Raw genomic sequence first — 16882 nt, forward strand, 5'->3', positions numbered from 1 at the left:
GTTGAATGAAACCAGCAACGACAGCACTGGAAAACGGAAGTCAAAAGCAGTTCATAACTTGCGCGCTTACACCAAATGTCATGGATATCCATGGGCTTAATTGTGGGCTATTTGAGTAAGGTCTTTAAGGTCCCAATCATTGCAAGGAAATGCCTGACAATTGGATGGTGCTGCCTACGTGAGTTACTATGACACAACCACCTGTAAAACCAAGTCTAGATAAAGACTTGGAAAAAATTGCCCGCCTAGAGGGCGCAGCAAGTGATTTGGGCCGTAAGTTCGTCGCTCCAGCCATTGCAACAGTCTTTCTCCTTACCGCAATGGGAATCTCCAGCTTTTTTGTCACCGGAGATTATGGCGGCGGAATCATGATTGCCGCAGCTGGCATTGGTGCCTATCTTGCCTTGAATATCGGTGCAAACGATGTTGCCAATAACGTAGGCCCCGCTGTGGGGTCCAAAGCACTGTCCATTGTTGGCGCCCTAGTGATTGCCGCAATATTTGAAAGTGCTGGTGCTCTCATTGCAGGTGGTGATGTTGTAAGCACCATTTCAAAGGGCATTATTGACCCTGCAAGCGTTTCAAATAGTGATGTCTTTATCCGAGTGATGATGGCAGCCCTCATTTCTTCAGCCCTCTGGGTGAACCTTGCGACAATCCTGGGTGCCCCGGTTTCAACAACCCATGCGGTTGTAGGCGGCGTTATGGGCGGCGGCATTGCGGCGGCTGGCTTTGCGTCCGTGGACTGGAATACCATGGCAAGCATCGCCGCCAGCTGGGTTATTTCCCCTGTGCTTGGCGGGGTCATTGCTGCTATGTTCCTCGCATTCATCAAGCTGGCAATTATCTATCAAGATGACAAGATCACCGCAGCGCGCCGCTGGGTTCCTCTTCTCATTGCCATTATGTCCGGAGCTTTTGCCGCATATCTTTCCACCAAAGGCTTAAAAAAGATTATTTCAATCAGCTTGGTGGAAGCACTGTTGATCGGCCTTGCAGTATTTGTCGCCTCGTGGGTAATTGTGAAGCCGATCATCCACCGCCAGTCTGAAGGGCTGGAGAACCGCAACCAGTCTTTGCGTAAGCTGTTCCGTGGTCCCCTCATTTTCTCCGCAGCACTCCTGTCATTTGCCCATGGCGCCAATGATGTGGCTAATGCCATCGGTCCACTGGCTGCCATTGTTCACACAATTCAGGCCGGCGTGGTTGAAGCTAAAGTTGCCATCCCACTTTGGGTTATGGTGATTGGGGCATTTGGTATTTCGTTCGGTCTGCTGTTGTTCGGTCCAAAACTGATCAGGATGGTGGGTGAAAAAATCACAAAACTGAACCCGATGAGAGCCTATTGTGTGGCCCTTTCCGCTGCGATCACCGTTATTGTAGCTTCCGGTCTGGGCTTGCCGGTCAGCTCAACCCATATTGCGGTTGGTGCCATATTCGGTGTGGGATTCTTCCGTGAGTGGTTTACGAAAAACTCCAAGAAACGCGTGGAGTTTGTTCAAAAGACAACAGGTAAGTCAACTTATAAGCAAGATCCGTCACAAAAGAATAGGAAGCTGGTTCGCCGCTCCCACTTCATGACGATTATTGCTGCATGGATTATCACAGTCCCAGCTGCCGCTGTTCTTTCCGGAACCGTTTATTGGCTCCTGACGTTGATTTTATCCTGATATTCCAACTTTTTACTCTATTGCAGAAAGGCGCTCCAATTCGGGGCGCCTTTTTTGTTTTTAAATCGGCCTGTCTTATTTATTCAAAGCCTTCCAAAGCATGAGGGTGCAGCAACTCCCCTTCCATTCTCCCGGGAATTTGAGATTTGAATTTGATTAAGGATGCAAGCAGAACATTTAAGCGTAAACTGGCTCCCTTAACCGGTTGCTTGTAAGCTTGGCCCAAACAAGAAGCCACAAAGGAAACGAAAATGTTCAAACTGGCCAAGCTCATTTGCACATGTGCCTTGTTCGGATTTTCGCATGCCTCCCTCTCATTTGCAGACACGGCTGCAACAGCCAGCACAGATGTGAATGTAAGAACGGGCCCCTCTCTTTCAGAACCGGTTGCCGGTGTCTTGCGAGCGGGTGAAAGCACGACGATACACCATTGCGGCCCCAATTATGGCTGGTGCGCAGTTGAAGGCGAAGGTGTGCACGGGTGGGTTGCTGGCCGATTTTTAATGTCGGATGGACGCTCTATTCAAGAAACAGGTGCCCAGCTTGGAATCCCTCTCGTACGGCCAAGTCCTTTAACAAACCCTGCTACCGCTGAAACTGGTCTGGTAAATCCTGCTCAGGAAGGAGTTACAGGTCCCTTGGACGGGACTGCAGGCGGCTCGTTTAATGATGGCAGCGTATCAGGCAGCCAATCTGATGCGACAGTAAATGACATAGTGAAGGAAGGTGATCCCAACACTCCGCCGCCAGCAGGAGCTGGTGCACCGCCGCCACCTCCACCACCAGCCGGAGCGGGTGCACCGCCACCACCTCCGCCACCAGCGGGAGCTGGTGCACCACCACCGCCTCCGCCACCAGCAGGAGCGGGTGCACCACCACCGCCTCCACCACCAGCAGGAGCGGGTGCACCACCACCGCCTCCACCACCAGCAGGAGCTGGTGCACCACCACCGCCTCCGCCACCAGCAGGAGCGGGTGCACCACCACCGCCTCCGCCACCAGCAGGAGCGGGTGCACCACCACCGCCTCCACCACCAGCAGGAGCGGGTGCACCACCACCGCCTCCGCCACCAGCCGGAGCTGGTGCACCTCCGCCACCTCCACCACCAGCCGGAGCTGGTGCACCTCCACCACCGCCTCCACCACCCCACTCACAGTTACTGAAGGAGCCTAGGCTCCTTCACTCCCCTCAGGTTTTGATTATTGCCCAACTGGCACCTTTCACATCAAACAATTCCAGAACCACCTCAACGAGAATTGCCCCGCCCCGCTCGGTGGTAACGCCTAATATACAAGCACCACAGGCTCCAGACCTGAGACAGGATTCCCTGAAGTCCGCTATTGGTACATTGCCTCCCACACCTTTACTGGGAACTTTGCCCTTACCCGGACAACCGGACTTTGGTAGTGCCCCCCCTATTGTTGGGCTCCAGATTCCTCAAGCACCTACCCCCGGCGGCATTCCCTATGGTAATACGTTAACTGGCGGTGGGATTGGAACTGGCGTAAATAGCTCCGCTGGAGACATTCGCTAGAACGACTGGCAACGCATGGGAGCTCACTGACACGTTCAGCTCCACAATAGGCTGTATTTTCCCATTTCTCTTCCTTGATAAGCTGTTGTTTTTGCTGTGCTAAGGAACATGAGAGTTTCTTTAAGGTATTAAGCGAACTAGCGTATGGTCAAATAATGATTATGGAATATTTTGTGATTATTTATGTATTACCTGCCGTAGTAAAATAGCTTCGTTCACTTCATATTTTTCATCTTACAATGTGGATTTTGAGAAGCACTTACACTGCCCCAATCATTGTCAGTAGCGGAGCCCTCCCTTTGAAGTCATTGCACTATTAATCACCATTGGCCCTATTGCATTGCCCTGTCTTGATGCCCATCTGGCAAGGGAGAACTTGTCTTCTACGTTGGATAGTTTCTGCCTGTCTGCTATTAAAAAGTAGACTTGGAAAACCATAAAGGACCTGCAATGCAGTTTACCTACAGCAACCCCACACGGATCCACTTTGGCCAGAATCAGATCAAGGCCATCACAGATGAAATCCCCTCTCATACAAAAGTGCTTGTTGCCTATGGCGGCGGGTCCATAAAAAAGAACGGGATTTATGATCAGGTTGAAGCAGCCCTTAGTGACCATGAATGGATCGAGTTTCCCGGTATCGAGGCAAACCCAAAAGTGGAAACTCTTGATAAGGCTGTAGAAATCTGCCGTAAGGAGAAAGTGGACTTTCTTTTGGCTGTTGGCGGCGGCTCTGTCATTGATGGGGTCAAATACATTGCAGCGGCAACTTTATATGAGGGCGTTGGCTGGGATATTCTGGAGCAAAAGCACACTTTTAGTGAAGCCCTGCCATTGGGTGTTGTTCTCACCCTGCCCGCAACAGGATCAGAATCCAACCCAGCTTCGGTTGTGAGCAATGGCGCAACAGGTGACAAACTCTCCTTTTATAACCCGGCTGTCTATCCAAAGTTTGCTATTCTGGATCCGGATGTGATGAAGTCATTGCCGGAGCGCCAAATCATCAATGGTCTTGTGGATGCCTGGGTTCACATTTGCGAGCAGTATTTGACCCGCTCCACCGGCGCGATGGTGCAAGATGGATACGCAGAAGCCTTGCTGCGCAATCTCACAGTACTTGCACACCAATATGACAAACGCGACACGGATGACTGGCGTGCCAACCTCATGTGGGTTGCAAACCAGGCTCTCAACGGACTGATTGGCCTTGGAGTGCCACATGATTGGTCCACGCATATGATTGGTCATGAGCTCACCGCCCGCTACGGCGTCGACCACGCCCGCTCCCTGTCCATTATCCAGCCGTCCCTGCTTCGTAACCAACTTTCCTACAAGAGGGAAAAACTGGAGCAAATGGGCAAAGCGGTTTTCAATCTCAAAGACGGCGACGATCTGGCTGAAAGAACCATCAAAGCCATTGAAACGTTCTATCAAGACCTTGGCATGCCAATACAGCTTAGCGATTACAACGAGGATAAGGCAAGGGCCATTACAGCCGTTGTAAGCCAGCTCAAAAAACACGGATTCGTTCAACTGAGCGAGAACCAGTCTATTACGCTGGAAAAAACCAGAGAAATTTTAGAGGAAGCCTTCGTATAACGGGAAGTCCTTCATAAGGCAGAGTTCAAACTCTGCCTTATCCACTTGCTCAGCCCAACTTTCACATATCTCTTCGTGAGCGTTTTCAAAAGGAGTGACAATGACAAGGGTTCAGCAACTGAGTGTGTAACCCTTCGCCTTGAGTATCAAGGCTACCCCCTCCTGTTAAACCCTTTACCCTTCAAGGTTTGAGGGCCTCTTCAACCGTGTTCTCCAGATCATAAGTCCCCTTTCCCCCCGTTAAATCGGCACTCACTTTTCGGCGATACGCTGTACAGTCATCATACACCCAATGACCAAGAAACTTTCCTCACAAGATAATCAATACTTTTTATTAGTTTCAATAGGTTATCATTATTTTCCTACCTGAATCATCAAGTGAAATGTTGAAAATCCATAATCTTTGAAGAGCATAGGATTCAGTTTATGCTTCAAAATCTAGCCACTTGAAGCCTTTGGCATATCGCTAACGAAAATGATGTGAGCGGGGCGTTTGTAAGGTGCTAGTTTGTCCTTAGAAAACTCCTTCAGCACACCCTCCACCTTTGGCTGATAGACACTAAAGCCGGAGTGATTGATCAACTCCTTTAACCGATGGGATGGACACCCCCTTTCAGGCTTTACTGTACCAAAGTGGTGTCAGACCACTTGTATAGGAGGCGTCCATGAAAGAACTTTACATAGTAGGACTTGATCTGGCTAAGAATGTTTTTCAGGCACATGGTGCCGACAAGAGTGGAAAACCGATTTTCAGCAAAAAACTCTCCAGAGCAAAACTGTTGCCATTTTTAGAAAGCTTGCCCCCGACTGTTGTGGCTATGGAAGCTTGTGCGACCGCTCATTACTGGGCGCGGGAAATTAACCGCCTCGGCCATGAGGCAAAACTGGTTCCTCCCGTCTATGTGAAACCGTTTGTCAAACGGCAGAAAAATGATGCAGTAGATGCTGAGGCCATTGCGGAGGCAGCCTCCCGCGCAACCATGCGCTTTGTTGCCGTCAAAAGCAGTGAACAGCAGGGAGGCTGTATGGCTTTCAAAACCCGGGATCTGTTTGTGCGCCAGCGAACGCAAACGATTAATGCCTTGCGGGCGCATCTGGCAGAGCATGGTCTGCTTGCAGCAAAAGGGATTGTTCATCTCAAGGCATTGCGAGAACTGCTCCAAACAAAGGGGCAGGACCTGCCAGAAACGGTTGTGAGCTATAGTCATATGCTTCTCGATCAGATTGTGAGCCTGCAGGAGAAAATTGATGAGCTCCTGAAGGCTATCAACCGAACAACCGAAAAGGAGGAAGTTGCGACACGTTTGATGGCAGTTCCTGGTATCGGCCCGATCACCGCATCTGCCATTCTGGCGTTTGCGCCGCCGCCTGAAACCTTCACAAAGGGAAGAGATTTTTCTGCCTGGCTCGGTCTAACTCCCAAACAGTTTTCCAGTGGAGGTAAGGAGCGGTTGGGACGCACCTCCAAGATGGGACAAAGAGATATTCGGCGCCTTCTGATTACCGGGGCAATGACAGTGGTCCGGTGGGCCAAGCTGCGCGGTGCCCGTGAGGGGGCATGGTTGCAACGGATGTTGGACCGTAAACCTTCTATGCTGGTGGCTGTCGCCCTTGCCAACAAGATGGCCCGTATTGTCTGGGCTTTATTGCAAACAAAAGAATCTTATCGGGAGGCTGCTATCGGCTGAAGATGGCAATGCTCCCTGATAAGCTATGTGAGCAGGACCGAAGAAGCTAAGGAAAATGGTCATTGAGACAGAACCGGAAAACCACTGCCGGACGGAGCACATTTAAAGTGCGCGTAAGCGAATTGGACCGGTTCGACGGATCTCCATAGGGGCCCGCGACGGAGTAAGGTCGCAAATAGAGGCCGAATATACGTCAGTGCCTGACCTCACCTTCCAAAGTTTCATAAATCACTGCTTGCATATCGGGGGTGTCCATATACGTCCGGCAATATGCAAGTGCCCTTCTCTATCTCCAACCTCTTGTGTAACTTCCAAGTTTCGGTGAGGCCATATGCATGTTCGAGAGGTAGGCAAAAGAAGTCTTCAAAGGTACGTTTGCTAGATACATCCAAAGGAGCAGCGCCGAACACGATGTAACGCAGTAGGCTCGGGAGAGGCATCCACCGTTATCACAACAGCTCGCGGGCGGGCGTATTCCAGCACACGCTTTATTTCTGACGGGTTCATGAGGCCTTTGGTCGGTACCGCCTAACACCCCGTCTTGCTACAGGCCAAAAAGTACACGGCAAAGGCAAAATAGTTATCACCGAGGATAATAACCCAGTCTCCTGACATGCGCCCCTTCTCCTTCTAGGTCAAGATGGCCGCCTCCACTGCATCTTCCAATTGCCTGAAACTGAACTCCTTGCCGTTAAAGTCAATGAACGCAGCATGGTCCGGACGCTCCTCTACTTGGAATGAAAGGCGTTCATCAATACGCTTCATGCCTTCCTCCTACGAAAATTTCGCCAACTCTAATGAAGGAAATTTTACATTTCATAGAATACTCAAGGCCTTCTGGGAGCATATCCATTCACCAACGCAGCAGTGTATCCTGTATATAGCTATTGGAAATATTTAGAAATTTGATTATGGAACTTTATTAGATTATCAAAAATTACAATATACGAGCAGGCATCATGAAATATCTGAACATCTGAAGTTTGGACTATTTACCAGTAAATACAGAAGGATATACCTCTTACTTGAGCTATGAAATTAACTTGAGGCCACAGGGGTAGCAGTAACCTTTCGAGGTTTAGCGACCCTATTTAAAGGTGACGTGAACCACGCCCCTCGTTTTTGGTCGGCGTTATGAACACACGACGGTAAAGTGAGCACGTCGTTATGGCTGTTGAGACTCCCCCTCTTCTAGAGTGGGCAAATTATCCCCCTTGAGAAAAATCTCACCTTTCAGCACCTGCACAACTTCATAAATAGCCGCGTGAGGCTCAATTTTACATTATCAAAATCTATGAAAGCAATTCTGTTTATGGGCAGGCTTCAAGGAATGACCCGCTAGCTGGTCATTCCATGCTTATATTTCCCCTCCCCTTAGGAAGAACTAAATAATTCCTATAGGCACTCAGGCTAATTTATTATGGAATTTTATAAGATTATTGAAGCTGTCGGAATGATTTTTTGCTCGCGATATACGGAAGGCGTCAAACAAAAAAAGGGAGAGGTAAACTATCCTTTACCCCTCCCTTAGTTTCAGGAGTATCAATAAAAGCAGGCACAACCCGAGTTAAGCTACTCCATCCTTATAAAACATATCATTCAGCTTGTGCTTCAAGATCTTGCCGCTAGAGGCCATGGGCAAGTAATCGGCGAAGATAATCCTTGAAGGCCTTTTGTAAGCGGTCAACTTGTTTTTCAAGAAGCCCTTTATTTCTTCTTCTGAACAGGCCCTACCTGGTTTGAGAGTAACATAGGCGATCACCTCTTCATTGCTGTTTTCCGTTTTGTGACCCACAACAGCACAGTGCAACACATCAGGGTGATCGTTGATCATTCCCTCCACTTCAGGCGGATACACATTAAAGCCGGAGTGGATAATCAGCTCTTTCGAACGTCCGACAACATGCAAGTTGCCTTGTTCATCCAGCCGCCCAAGGTCGCCCGTATGGAAATACCCCTCCTCGTCAAAAGCTGCGGAGGTTGCCTCTGGGTTGCGGTAATATCCCTTCATGATATTAGGACCACGGGCAATAATTTCACCAATGCCTTCATCATTAGCACCGGCAATCTTCACTTCCACAATAGGGATTGGTGCGCCAACACTGATATCGGGACTGCCCTTCTCATAGTTGGAGCCGGAAATGCCCGAAGCCGTCTCAGTCAGCCCATAGCCATTGCGCATATTCAGATCGTAAAAGTCTTCATAAAGTTTCTTGCTGGGAAGATCGAGCGGCGCCGCACCAGAGGAGACATAGCGCAGTGAAGGGCTCTCCAGCTTGGCCTTCCCTTGAGAGTTACCATAGTGCACCATTGCGGCATGCAACTGCGGTATGCCTTGTAAAATAGAGACGCCGCTGTGCAAGGCATCCCAGGTATCTGCGGGGTTGAAGCGGTTGACAAACCAGCATGTTGCCCCCGAAAGCAGTGTCGGCAGGAAGCCGGTCGTCACACCTGCCACATGTGAAATCGGCAGAATGGAATAGATCTTGTCCTTAGGGGTGAGTTCCCGGCGATCAACTGACCAAGATGTAGTACTCAGCAGGTTTTCATGTGTAAGCATCACACCTTTTGGTGTACCTGTTGTGCCTGTTGTATACATCATAACAAACACTTGTTCACGCCCGTCATCAGAAACAGGTTCAGGGTTACTTTCAAAAGGTGTCGCAATTCCCACCCGGCCCAAACAAGTTGTATGCTCGTGCGTTCCAAACTCTTTCACGTGTTTATCAGCGTCAGGAGAAGCATCAAGCGTCACAACAAGCACACGCGGAGTTGCATGCTCAACAATTTTGCTCACTTCCCCTGGTGTCATGCGTGCATTCAAAGGAATAGCCCAGCACTTCATAAAACTGCATGCAATCACGTAGGCGGCATAGATGCTACTGTTTTCACCAAGAACAATGACACGGTCTCCAGCCTGAGCTCCTTGTTCCTTCAGAGACTGGATTGCCTCCTGCACTCCCTTCTCAAAAAATTTAAAACTATGTTCGGTTTTATCAAAATCGATGAAAGCAATATGATCAGGATGCTTCTCAACCATAGGTGAAAGATATTCATGTATTAGACTCATGGGATCCTCCTGAAATATTGCGGACCAGACTTCTCCGCCACTCTTTTTTTCCGCATCTAGTCATGCAATTTTACGCGCAAATACTGCGCAGTGTGTTAGTGAAAGTAGGTACGCAGTGACTGCGTACCTACTTCTTGACCCGCTTGAAAATACCAGTAGCGGTGGAGACAATAGTGCCGGTTTCATCCCGCACTTCTCCCTCAGCAAACAATATGGAACGTCCCCCTCCCGTGAAACGTCCTGTTGCTGTTATGCGCCCGGCTCTCGCCGCTCCAACATAGTTGGTATTAAGGGATACTGTGTTAGTCAGGTGCTGGTCCGTGCGACCAACGTTCACCGACACAGCAAGAGCCAAGGCAACATCCAAAATAGCGGTGTGAACGGCACCGTGAACGATCCCGAAGGAATTCAGGTGGCGCTCATCAATATCAATCCAGCAATGGGCCTGATTGTTTTCAAAGTCCGCTGAGGATTCGAAACCAAACATTGTCTTCGCCCCCGACCATCCTCCAGGTGGGGGCGAAACCGATTTTCTATCGCCGTTTTCCATTAGGCAACTTCAGCCTGTATCATGCTGGTGATCCGCTCCAGATGGTAGTCGGCATCGCCCAGTTGACGGTCGATCAGCGTCAAACGCTTGGCAAAGTGGGAAAGGGCATATTCTTCTGTCATGCCGATACCGCCATGCATCTGGATCGCCTCCTCGCGAACCAGCTTACTAATCTGACCAACCAGACACTTGCCAGCAGAAACGTTGCGCTCGCGGATAGCCACTTCCTTCTCAAGGTTACCGGCCGCATTGATAACTGCAGAGCGAACCTGCTCGATTTCAACCAGTACTGTCGCCAAACGATGTTGAAGCGCCTGAAACTTACCAATAGCGCGGCCAAATTGCACGCGGGTACGCACATATTCAGTTGTCAGTGCTTGAGCTGCTTCCATTGCACCAAGTGCTTCTGCACAAAGAGCCACAACACCCGCAGCGACGGCTGTTTCAATGGCAGGTAGCACACTGCCGACTGCACCCAGAACATTTTCGGCTGGCACTTCCACGTTGGAGAGCTTGATTTCAGCAGCCTGCACACCGTCGAAATTCTCGTGAGAGTAACGGGTCACTCCCTTGGCATTTCCATCCACAATGAACAGACCGAGCTTTCCACCAGCATCAGCACTCACAATCAGCTTGTCCGCGCTGCCGCCGCTGATGACAACTACCTTTTCACCATTAAGAACAAAACCAGAACCTGCTGCTTCAACCTTTGTGTCCACATAGTCCAGCTCGTAGCGATTGTTTGCCTCTGTGTGGGCAAAAGCCACTTTCAGCTCGCCGCCAATTATCTGCTCAATCATGCCTTTTTGCTCAGGTGTGCCAAGCTCAGAAAGCAATCGCCCACCCAGCAAAGCAGACTGGAGAAGAGGCTCGACACTGGCAACACGGCCCAGCTCTTCAAAGATAACAGCTATATCAAAGCCACCACCACCAAAGCCGCCTTGTTCTTCGCTAAACAGTGCACCGATCACGCCCAGCTCGGCAAAGCTTTTCCAAACCTCTGGCGAGCCGTCTTTGCCAGCATCTACAATCTTTATACGCTGTTCATGAGAGTAGTTTGCCTCAAGGAAACGCGCCAGACTGTCTTTCAGCATCCGCCGTTCTTCAGTATGATTAAAGTCCATGGGATGTCTCCTTAAAGTCGAATAATTGCTTTGCTGATGATGTTGCGCTGGATCTCGTTGGACCCACCGTAAATGGAGAGTTTCCGGTTATTCAGATACTCCTTGGTGGCAGGCAACGCGTATTCCGGTCCAACACGCTGCTCATTGGCACCCTCATCCACGGCTTCAGAAGCAAACGGCATAGCATAGGGCCCAACGGCGCGGCACATGAGATCGTTGATTTCCTGACGAACCTCTGTTCCTTTGATCTTCAGCATGGAGCTTTCAACACCGGGAGACTTGCCAGCCGCCGTTTTGGCCACAACCCGCAAGTTGGTTGTTCTCATTGCCATCAGATCAATTTCCGTTTTGGCAATTTTGGACGCAAACAAAGGGTTTTCCATTAGGCTCTTGCCACGGCATTTCTGGTTACGCGCAATCCGCTTGAGGGTTTCAAGCGCAGCAGTTGAGTAGCCAACACCTGCAACACCTGTGCGCTCATAGGCCAGCAGATACTTGGCGTAGGTCCAGCCCTCATTTTCTTTACCAACCAAGTTCCATGCGGGAACCTTTACATCATCAAAGAAAACTTCGTTCACTTCCGAACTGCCGTCAATCAGCTTGATCGGGCGAACGGTGATACCCGGTGTTTTCATGTCAATCAGCAGGAAGGAAATACCTTCCTGTGCTTTGACACTCGGATCTGTCCGCACAAGACAGAAGATCCAGTTTGCGTGATGTCCAAGAGTTGTCCAGGTTTTCTGCCCATTTACGATGTAGTGATCCCCCTCACGCACAGCGCGTGTTTTAAGGGAGGCTAGATCGGAACCGGACTGCGGCTCGGAGTACCCCTGACACCACCAGTGTGTTCCATCAAGAATTTTGGGCAGGAAGAAGTCCTGCTGCTCTTTGGAACCAAAGGCCTGTATAACAGGCGCCAGCATGGTCAAGCCAAACGGTAACAGGCGCGGGCCGTGGGCGAGAGAAAGCTCTTCATCAAAGATATGCTTTTGCACCGCGTTCCAGCCCGGACCGCCAAATTCAACCGGCCAGTGGTGGTTCAACCAGCCACGCGCATTGATACGCGAATGCCAGTCGATGTATTCTTCACGGGGTATCCGGCGGTGGTTACGTACTTTTTCTGCCAAGGATGCAGGAAGCTGCTCCTTTAAAAACTCCCGGACTTCATCGCGGAAGGCAAGTTCTTCTGGCGTATAATTCAGGTCCATAACGTGTCCCTTTATTCAAAGTGTATATTAGTAAATTTCGATGAGACCGGCAGCACCCTGGCCACTGCCAATGCACATTGTCACAACACCGTATTTGGCACCGCGACGCTTGCCTTCCAGCAAGATGTGCCCAGCCTGACGGGCTCCGGTCATGCCATAGGGGTGCCCAATGGAGATGGCTCCGCCATTCACATTCAGCTTCTCGTTGTCAATGCCTAGTGTGTCGCGGCAGTAAAGAACCTGCGAGGCAAAGGCCTCATTCAGTTCCCAAATGTCGATATCATCGATCTTGAGACCATGACGCTCCAACAGACGCGGAATGGCATAAACAGGTCCAATGCCCATCTCGTCAGGCTCACAGCCCGCAGTGGCGAAGCCACGGAAGGCGCCCAGCGGATTCAGGCCACGCTTTTCAGCCTCTTTTGCTTCCATCATAACAACGGCTGCAGAACCATCGGAAAGTTGGGAGGCGTTGCCAGCAGTGATAAACTGCTCGGGACCACGCACAGGCTCCAACTTGGAAAGGCCCTCAAGCGTAGTGGTCGGACGATTACATTCATCCCGCTCAATGGTGACAGCCACATCAGAAACCTCTTCAGTCTCCTTGTCCTTCACCTTTTTAACAGTGCTGACCGAGATAATTTCATCGGCAAACAAGTCAGCCTTCTGTGCCTTTGCGGTGCGCATCTGGCTTTGCAAGGCATATTCGTCCTGCGCCTCACGGGAAACATTGTAGCGTTTGGCCACAATGTCCGCAGTTTCAATCATAGGCATGTAAACGGCAGGCTTATGCTCTGCCAGCCACGGGTCCTGAATGTGCTTGATATTGTGGTTAAGGGAGATTGACTCCGCACCGCCAGCAAGCACACACGGTACGCCATCTTGAACAATGGCATTTGCCGCCATGGAAATGGCCTGAATGCCCGAGGCGCAAAAACGGGTAATGGTCACGCCACCTGTTGTCACCGGCAGGCCCGCGCGAATAGCTGCAAGGCGTGCCACGTTGCGGCTTGTGGCACCTTCAGGGAACGCGCAACCAAGGTAGAAATCCTCGATCATGTCGTGTTCCACTCCAGAGCGCTCTACAGCCGCTTTGGCAGATTCAGCAACAAGAGTTGGGCCGGGCGTGGCGTTAAAGGCACCACGAAAGGCTTTGCCGATGGGTGTACGGGCCGTTGAAACAAATACAGCTTCACGCATGTGTTAAACCTCTACTTTAGGTGTTTACTTTGCCAGATCATTCAAGGAGCTGAAGGTCTTGCCTTCATCCACGAGCTTTTTCAAAAGTTTGGACGGCTGCCAGAAGTACTCGTAGTCCTTGGCATATTCCTCGATACGGGCCAGAATTTTCGGCAGCCCCACATGATCGGCATAATGAAGCGGACCACCGCGCCAACGCGGGAAACCGTAGCCATAAAGAAGGGTCATATCCACATCCAGAGGACGCAGGGCAATACCATCTTCCAGAACCTTGGCTGCCTCATTGATCATGGCTGCCATATAGCGATCGATGATTTCTTCCGCAGAGAACTTACGCGGTATAATGCCTCGTTCTTTCCGTTCTGCCTCGACAATCTTGTTCACCTCGGGGTTCGGTACCCCCTTATGGGTGCCGGCCTCATAGATATAAAAGCCTTTGCCGGTCTTTTGGCCGTACCAGCCTTGCTCATAAAGACGGTCGGAGTACGAATAGACCCGCTCCCGTTTATCCCGAGTTGATGCGCGGCGCTGGCGGGTCATATAGCCAATATCAATTCCGGCCAGATCGCTCACTTCAAAGGTACCCATTGGGAAACCGAAGCCTTTGATGGCCGCATCTACTTCAAATGGGGTCGCACCAGCCAGTACGACTTCTTCAGCAGCTGCGCGGTACTTGGTTAAAATACGGTTCCCGATGAAACCATCGCAAACACCGGCACGCACTGCCACCTTCTTCATGATTTTGGCAAGCTTGAAGCCGGTCGCAGTTACTTCCGGTGCTGTCTTATCCGCGATAACGATTTCCAGCAGCTTCATCACATGGGCAGGTGAGAAGAAGTGTAGGCCAATCACATCTTGCGGACGGGACGTCACATCGGCAATCTTGTTCACATCCAGATAAGAGGTATTGGTTGCAAGAACAGCGCCTTGCTTACAAATCTTATCCAGCCTGCCAAAGACTTCCTGCTTTACCTCAAGCTTTTCAAAGACGGCCTCAACAACAACATCCACGTTTGCCAAGTCATTTAAGTCAGCCGACATATGCAGGCTTTTGCTCAACAGTTTATCAGCACGCTCCTGACTCATCTTGCCGCGTTTAACAGCCGCGGCGAAGTTTTTGGAGATACGGCCAAAGGCCTTATCCAGCGCGTCTTCGTTCTGCTCGATAAGAGTAACGATCAAACCGTTCATAACAGCGGAGGTTGCAATGCCTGCACCCATAGTGCCGCCGCCAATAACACCAACCGTTTGAATCTCGCGAGCCTTCACACCTTCCAGCTCGGGAAGACGGCCCAAGGCACGATCAGAAAAGAAGGCATAGGACAAAGCGGAATGCTGCTCGTCGTTCTTCAGCTGAAGGAACAGTTCCCTCTCTCGCTTCAACCCCTGCTCAAATGGCATCTGCGTGACGTTCTTGATGGATTCAACGCATAAAACCGGAGACTTTTGCCCTCGGGCGGACCTTGCAACTTTCTTCTCCCATGTAGCAAACAGTTCCGGATCGTCTGCAGGAGCTGGCAGAGCAGAAACGGCACGAGGCTTCTTGCCCTCGCTAATGAGAGACTTGGCAAAAGCAATCCCCGCAGCTGCCATATCATCCCCTTCGCTTATCTGGTCAATAAGACCACAAGCAAGAGCATCATTGGCTTTAATTGGCCGACCTGTTGTGATCATGCCCAGCGCTTTTTCAAGCCCAACCAAACGCGGCAGGCGCTGTGTACCACCGGCACCTGGAAGAATCCCCAAATTCACTTCCGGCAGACCGAGCAATGATTTTGGATGGGCAATGCGATAATGACACCCGAGCGCCATTTCCAGCCCGCCACCAAGCGCTGCACCGTGAATAGCTGCAATAACGATTTTACCGTTGTCTTCCAGTCCACTGATGAGCTCGTTCAAATGCGGAGGCTGTGGTGGCTTCTTGAACTCACGAATGTCGGCACCGGCTATAAAACCCCTGCCCTGACCGGTCAGAACTATCGCTTTGACAGTCTCGTCTTCAGCAGCAAGCTTGAGGTTTTTTTCCAAGTCCACTCGAACGGCGTGAGAAAGCGCGTTCACCGGGGGGTTACTTACTGTGAAAAGTGCGACACCATCGACAACTTTATAGTCGATACCGCTGCGTACTTCGCCTTTGTGCATTACCAATTCCTCCCTAAGTGGCACTTGTCTCCCATCAAACACCACCATCGTTCATCATGGTTTCAATCCTTGCACACTTTCCTGTGAGTTTCAATATGCATCACACTATTCTAAAATGCAGAATTTATAGAATGGTTAAAAAAAACCGGAGCATGTGAGAACACAGCTCCGGTCTTACAACCCTAGGACTTCCCTAATCTTATGGGCGCTTACCCCCGTGTCACCATCACCGGTGGCAACCCCATGGACTTTTCAAGCTCGCGCACCTTATCCCTCAACTTTGGTCCAACTTCTTCGAACAGTTTTGCAGTGGATAGGTCTTCACTGGTCGCTCCACACGAAATGGCAACCGGGTCTCCAAAGTCGTTACTTCTAAAGCCCGTGGACACAGCATTGATGGTTTCCGCATAGCGCTGCTCCGGTGCAGGGCTTACAAAACCGTTGTTGATCATCTGCTGGTAGCCCTCACGGCGGAACCGGCGCAGCAATTCCTCATTCACACTAGCATCAGCCGGTAAAATCTGCTGCAACGCGTTCTCAAACTCCTGATCGGAAAGACTGGCAAGATAAGCATGACCTGAGGAGGATTGGGCAAGTGGAATACGGGTTCCCACATCCAGCCAGATGGTGGATCCCCCTTTGGGCCGCCAAGTCTTTGTCAAAAGCATCTTGTGCTCATCGCGCACAGCAATGATCGCCAGCGTTCCCGTTTCATCCGCCAGCTCTTGCATCAAGGGGTTGGCAGCTTCGACAAACGTCACCGAGGCATTGGCAACATTGCCAAGAGCCAGAGCCGCAGGACCAAAGCGATACCGGTCATGACGGTGGGAGTGGGAAAGGTATCCCAATTTATGAAGTGTGAAGGTCAGGCGAGAGACGGAGGACTTGGGTATCCCGGTTCTCTTGGAAATTTCCTGATTCCCCAACCCGTCATCAGAGGGGCGAAAGGCCCTGAGCACTTTCAGGCCACGTGCCAGTGTGGTTGCAAACCGGCGGTCAACCTCTTCTTCACTCTTCACAGTATTGTCCTCGATCTTTCCTCGTATCTGGTGTGCATACCTACATGTGCCCCCTGTCTTAATCCAGAATTGTTTGG

15 protein-coding genes and 1 pseudogene are annotated in these 16882 nt (G+C 50.7%); 5 read left to right on the forward strand and 11 right to left on the reverse strand.

The window, feature by feature from the left end; genetic code table 11:
- Nucleotides 1-188 precede the first annotated feature (188 nt).
- Nucleotides 189-1670 (forward strand): inorganic phosphate transporter, encoded by a 1482-nt coding sequence (locus P6574_RS10085; RefSeq protein WP_310620155.1) that lies wholly within the window; start codon nucleotides 189-191, stop codon nucleotides 1668-1670.
- 79 nt (nucleotides 1671-1749) lie between these two features.
- Here P6574_RS10085 and P6574_RS10090 read toward each other — a convergent pair whose 3' ends face one another.
- Complete coding sequence (locus P6574_RS10090) at nucleotides 1750-2088, reverse strand: hypothetical protein (RefSeq protein WP_310620156.1); 339 nt, start codon at nucleotides 2086-2088, stop codon at nucleotides 1750-1752.
- Between P6574_RS10090 and P6574_RS22105 the strand changes: the two are divergent.
- Nucleotides 2069-2113: pseudogene (locus tag P6574_RS22105) on the forward strand (hypothetical protein); the annotation flags it as partial. The gene P6574_RS10090 and the pseudogene P6574_RS22105 overlap by 20 nt on opposite strands.
- 220 nt (nucleotides 2114-2333) lie before the next feature.
- Here P6574_RS22105 and P6574_RS10095 read toward each other — a convergent pair.
- The gene (locus tag P6574_RS10095; RefSeq protein ID WP_310620157.1) at nucleotides 2334-2813 is read right to left on the reverse strand and encodes a hypothetical protein; all 480 of its coding nucleotides are present in this window, start codon (nucleotides 2811-2813) and stop codon (nucleotides 2334-2336) included.
- Between the two features lie 53 nt (nucleotides 2814-2866).
- Here P6574_RS10095 and P6574_RS10100 point away from each other — a divergent pair, with 53 nt between their 5' ends.
- Both P6574_RS10100 and P6574_RS10105 read left to right on the forward strand, forming a co-directional pair.
- A complete protein-coding gene (locus tag P6574_RS10100; RefSeq protein ID WP_310620158.1) occupies nucleotides 2867-3205 on the forward strand; it encodes a hypothetical protein in 339 nt (112 codons plus the stop codon).
- Between the two features lie 426 nt (nucleotides 3206-3631).
- Complete coding sequence (locus P6574_RS10105; protein WP_310620159.1) at nucleotides 3632-4804, forward strand: iron-containing alcohol dehydrogenase; 1173 nt, start codon at nucleotides 3632-3634, stop codon at nucleotides 4802-4804.
- 438 nt (nucleotides 4805-5242) lie between these two features.
- Here the strand turns inward: P6574_RS10105 and P6574_RS22110 are convergent, their stop codons facing one another.
- Nucleotides 5243-5347, reverse strand: a complete 105-nt coding sequence (locus P6574_RS22110) for an AMP-binding enzyme (RefSeq protein ID WP_405048141.1) — start codon at nucleotides 5345-5347, stop codon at nucleotides 5243-5245.
- A gap of 122 nt (nucleotides 5348-5469) precedes the next feature.
- Between P6574_RS22110 and P6574_RS10110 the strand changes: the two genes are divergently transcribed.
- A complete protein-coding gene (locus P6574_RS10110; RefSeq protein WP_310620160.1) occupies nucleotides 5470-6492 on the forward strand; it encodes an IS110 family RNA-guided transposase in 1023 nt (340 codons plus the stop codon).
- A 630-nt stretch (nucleotides 6493-7122) separates the two neighbouring features.
- Here P6574_RS10110 and P6574_RS10115 read toward each other — a convergent pair.
- The 8 genes from P6574_RS10115 to P6574_RS10150 all read right to left on the reverse strand — a co-directional run bounded on the left by P6574_RS10115 (nucleotide 7123) and on the right by P6574_RS10150 (nucleotide 16805).
- The gene (locus tag P6574_RS10115; RefSeq protein WP_310620161.1) at nucleotides 7123-7257 is read right to left on the reverse strand and encodes a hypothetical protein; all 135 of its coding nucleotides are present in this window, start codon (nucleotides 7255-7257) and stop codon (nucleotides 7123-7125) included.
- Nucleotides 7258-8059: 802 nt separating this feature from the next.
- Nucleotides 8060-9562, reverse strand: coding sequence for a class I adenylate-forming enzyme family protein (locus P6574_RS10120; RefSeq protein WP_310620162.1), 1503 nt, complete (start codon nucleotides 9560-9562; stop codon nucleotides 8060-8062).
- Nucleotides 9563-9689: 127 nt separating this feature from the next.
- On the reverse strand, nucleotides 9690-10049 hold the full coding sequence (locus P6574_RS10125; RefSeq protein WP_310620163.1) for a PaaI family thioesterase: 360 nt from the start codon (nucleotides 10047-10049) through the stop codon (nucleotides 9690-9692).
- A 62-nt stretch (nucleotides 10050-10111) separates the two neighbouring features.
- Complete coding sequence (locus P6574_RS10130) at nucleotides 10112-11236, reverse strand: acyl-CoA dehydrogenase family protein (protein WP_310620164.1); 1125 nt, start codon at nucleotides 11234-11236, stop codon at nucleotides 10112-10114.
- Between the two features lie 11 nt (nucleotides 11237-11247).
- Entirely contained in the window at nucleotides 11248-12444 is a 1197-nt protein-coding gene (locus P6574_RS10135; RefSeq protein WP_310620165.1) for an acyl-CoA dehydrogenase family protein, read from the reverse strand.
- Nucleotides 12445-12471: 27 nt separating this feature from the next.
- On the reverse strand, nucleotides 12472-13644 hold the full coding sequence (locus P6574_RS10140; RefSeq protein WP_310620166.1) for an acetyl-CoA C-acyltransferase: 1173 nt from the start codon (nucleotides 13642-13644) through the stop codon (nucleotides 12472-12474).
- A gap of 24 nt (nucleotides 13645-13668) precedes the next feature.
- On the reverse strand, nucleotides 13669-15786 hold the full coding sequence (locus P6574_RS10145) for a 3-hydroxyacyl-CoA dehydrogenase NAD-binding domain-containing protein (RefSeq protein WP_310620167.1): 2118 nt from the start codon (nucleotides 15784-15786) through the stop codon (nucleotides 13669-13671).
- Nucleotides 15787-15995: 209 nt separating this feature from the next.
- Complete coding sequence (locus tag P6574_RS10150; RefSeq protein ID WP_310620168.1) at nucleotides 15996-16805, reverse strand: IclR family transcriptional regulator; 810 nt, start codon at nucleotides 16803-16805, stop codon at nucleotides 15996-15998.
- Nucleotides 16806-16882 lie beyond the last annotated feature (77 nt).

This window comes from Pseudovibrio sp. M1P-2-3, from assembly GCF_031501865.1.
Lineage (GTDB): Bacteria > Pseudomonadota > Alphaproteobacteria > Rhizobiales > Stappiaceae > Pseudovibrio > Pseudovibrio corallicola.

Coding starts and splice junctions, on each gene's coding strand:
- P6574_RS10085 (WP_310620155.1), top strand. CDS start 189: ATGACACAACCACCTGTAAAACCAAGTCTAGATAAAGACTTGGAAAAA.
- P6574_RS10110 (WP_310620160.1), top strand. CDS start 5,470: ATGAAAGAACTTTACATAGTAGGACTTGATCTGGCTAAGAATGTTTTT.
- P6574_RS10115 (WP_310620161.1), bottom strand. CDS start 7,257: ATGAAGCGTATTGATGAACGCCTTTCATTCCAAGTAGAGGAGCGTCCG.
- P6574_RS10120 (WP_310620162.1), bottom strand. CDS start 9,562: ATGAGTCTAATACATGAATATCTTTCACCTATGGTTGAGAAGCATCCT.
- P6574_RS10125 (WP_310620163.1), bottom strand. CDS start 10,049: ATGTTTGGTTTCGAATCCTCAGCGGACTTTGAAAACAATCAGGCCCAT.
- P6574_RS10130 (WP_310620164.1), bottom strand. CDS start 11,236: ATGGACTTTAATCATACTGAAGAACGGCGGATGCTGAAAGACAGTCTG.
- P6574_RS10135 (WP_310620165.1), bottom strand. CDS start 12,444: ATGGACCTGAATTATACGCCAGAAGAACTTGCCTTCCGCGATGAAGTC.
- P6574_RS10140 (WP_310620166.1), bottom strand. CDS start 13,644: ATGCGTGAAGCTGTATTTGTTTCAACGGCCCGTACACCCATCGGCAAA.
- P6574_RS10145 (WP_310620167.1), bottom strand. CDS start 15,786: ATGCACAAAGGCGAAGTACGCAGCGGTATCGACTATAAAGTTGTCGAT.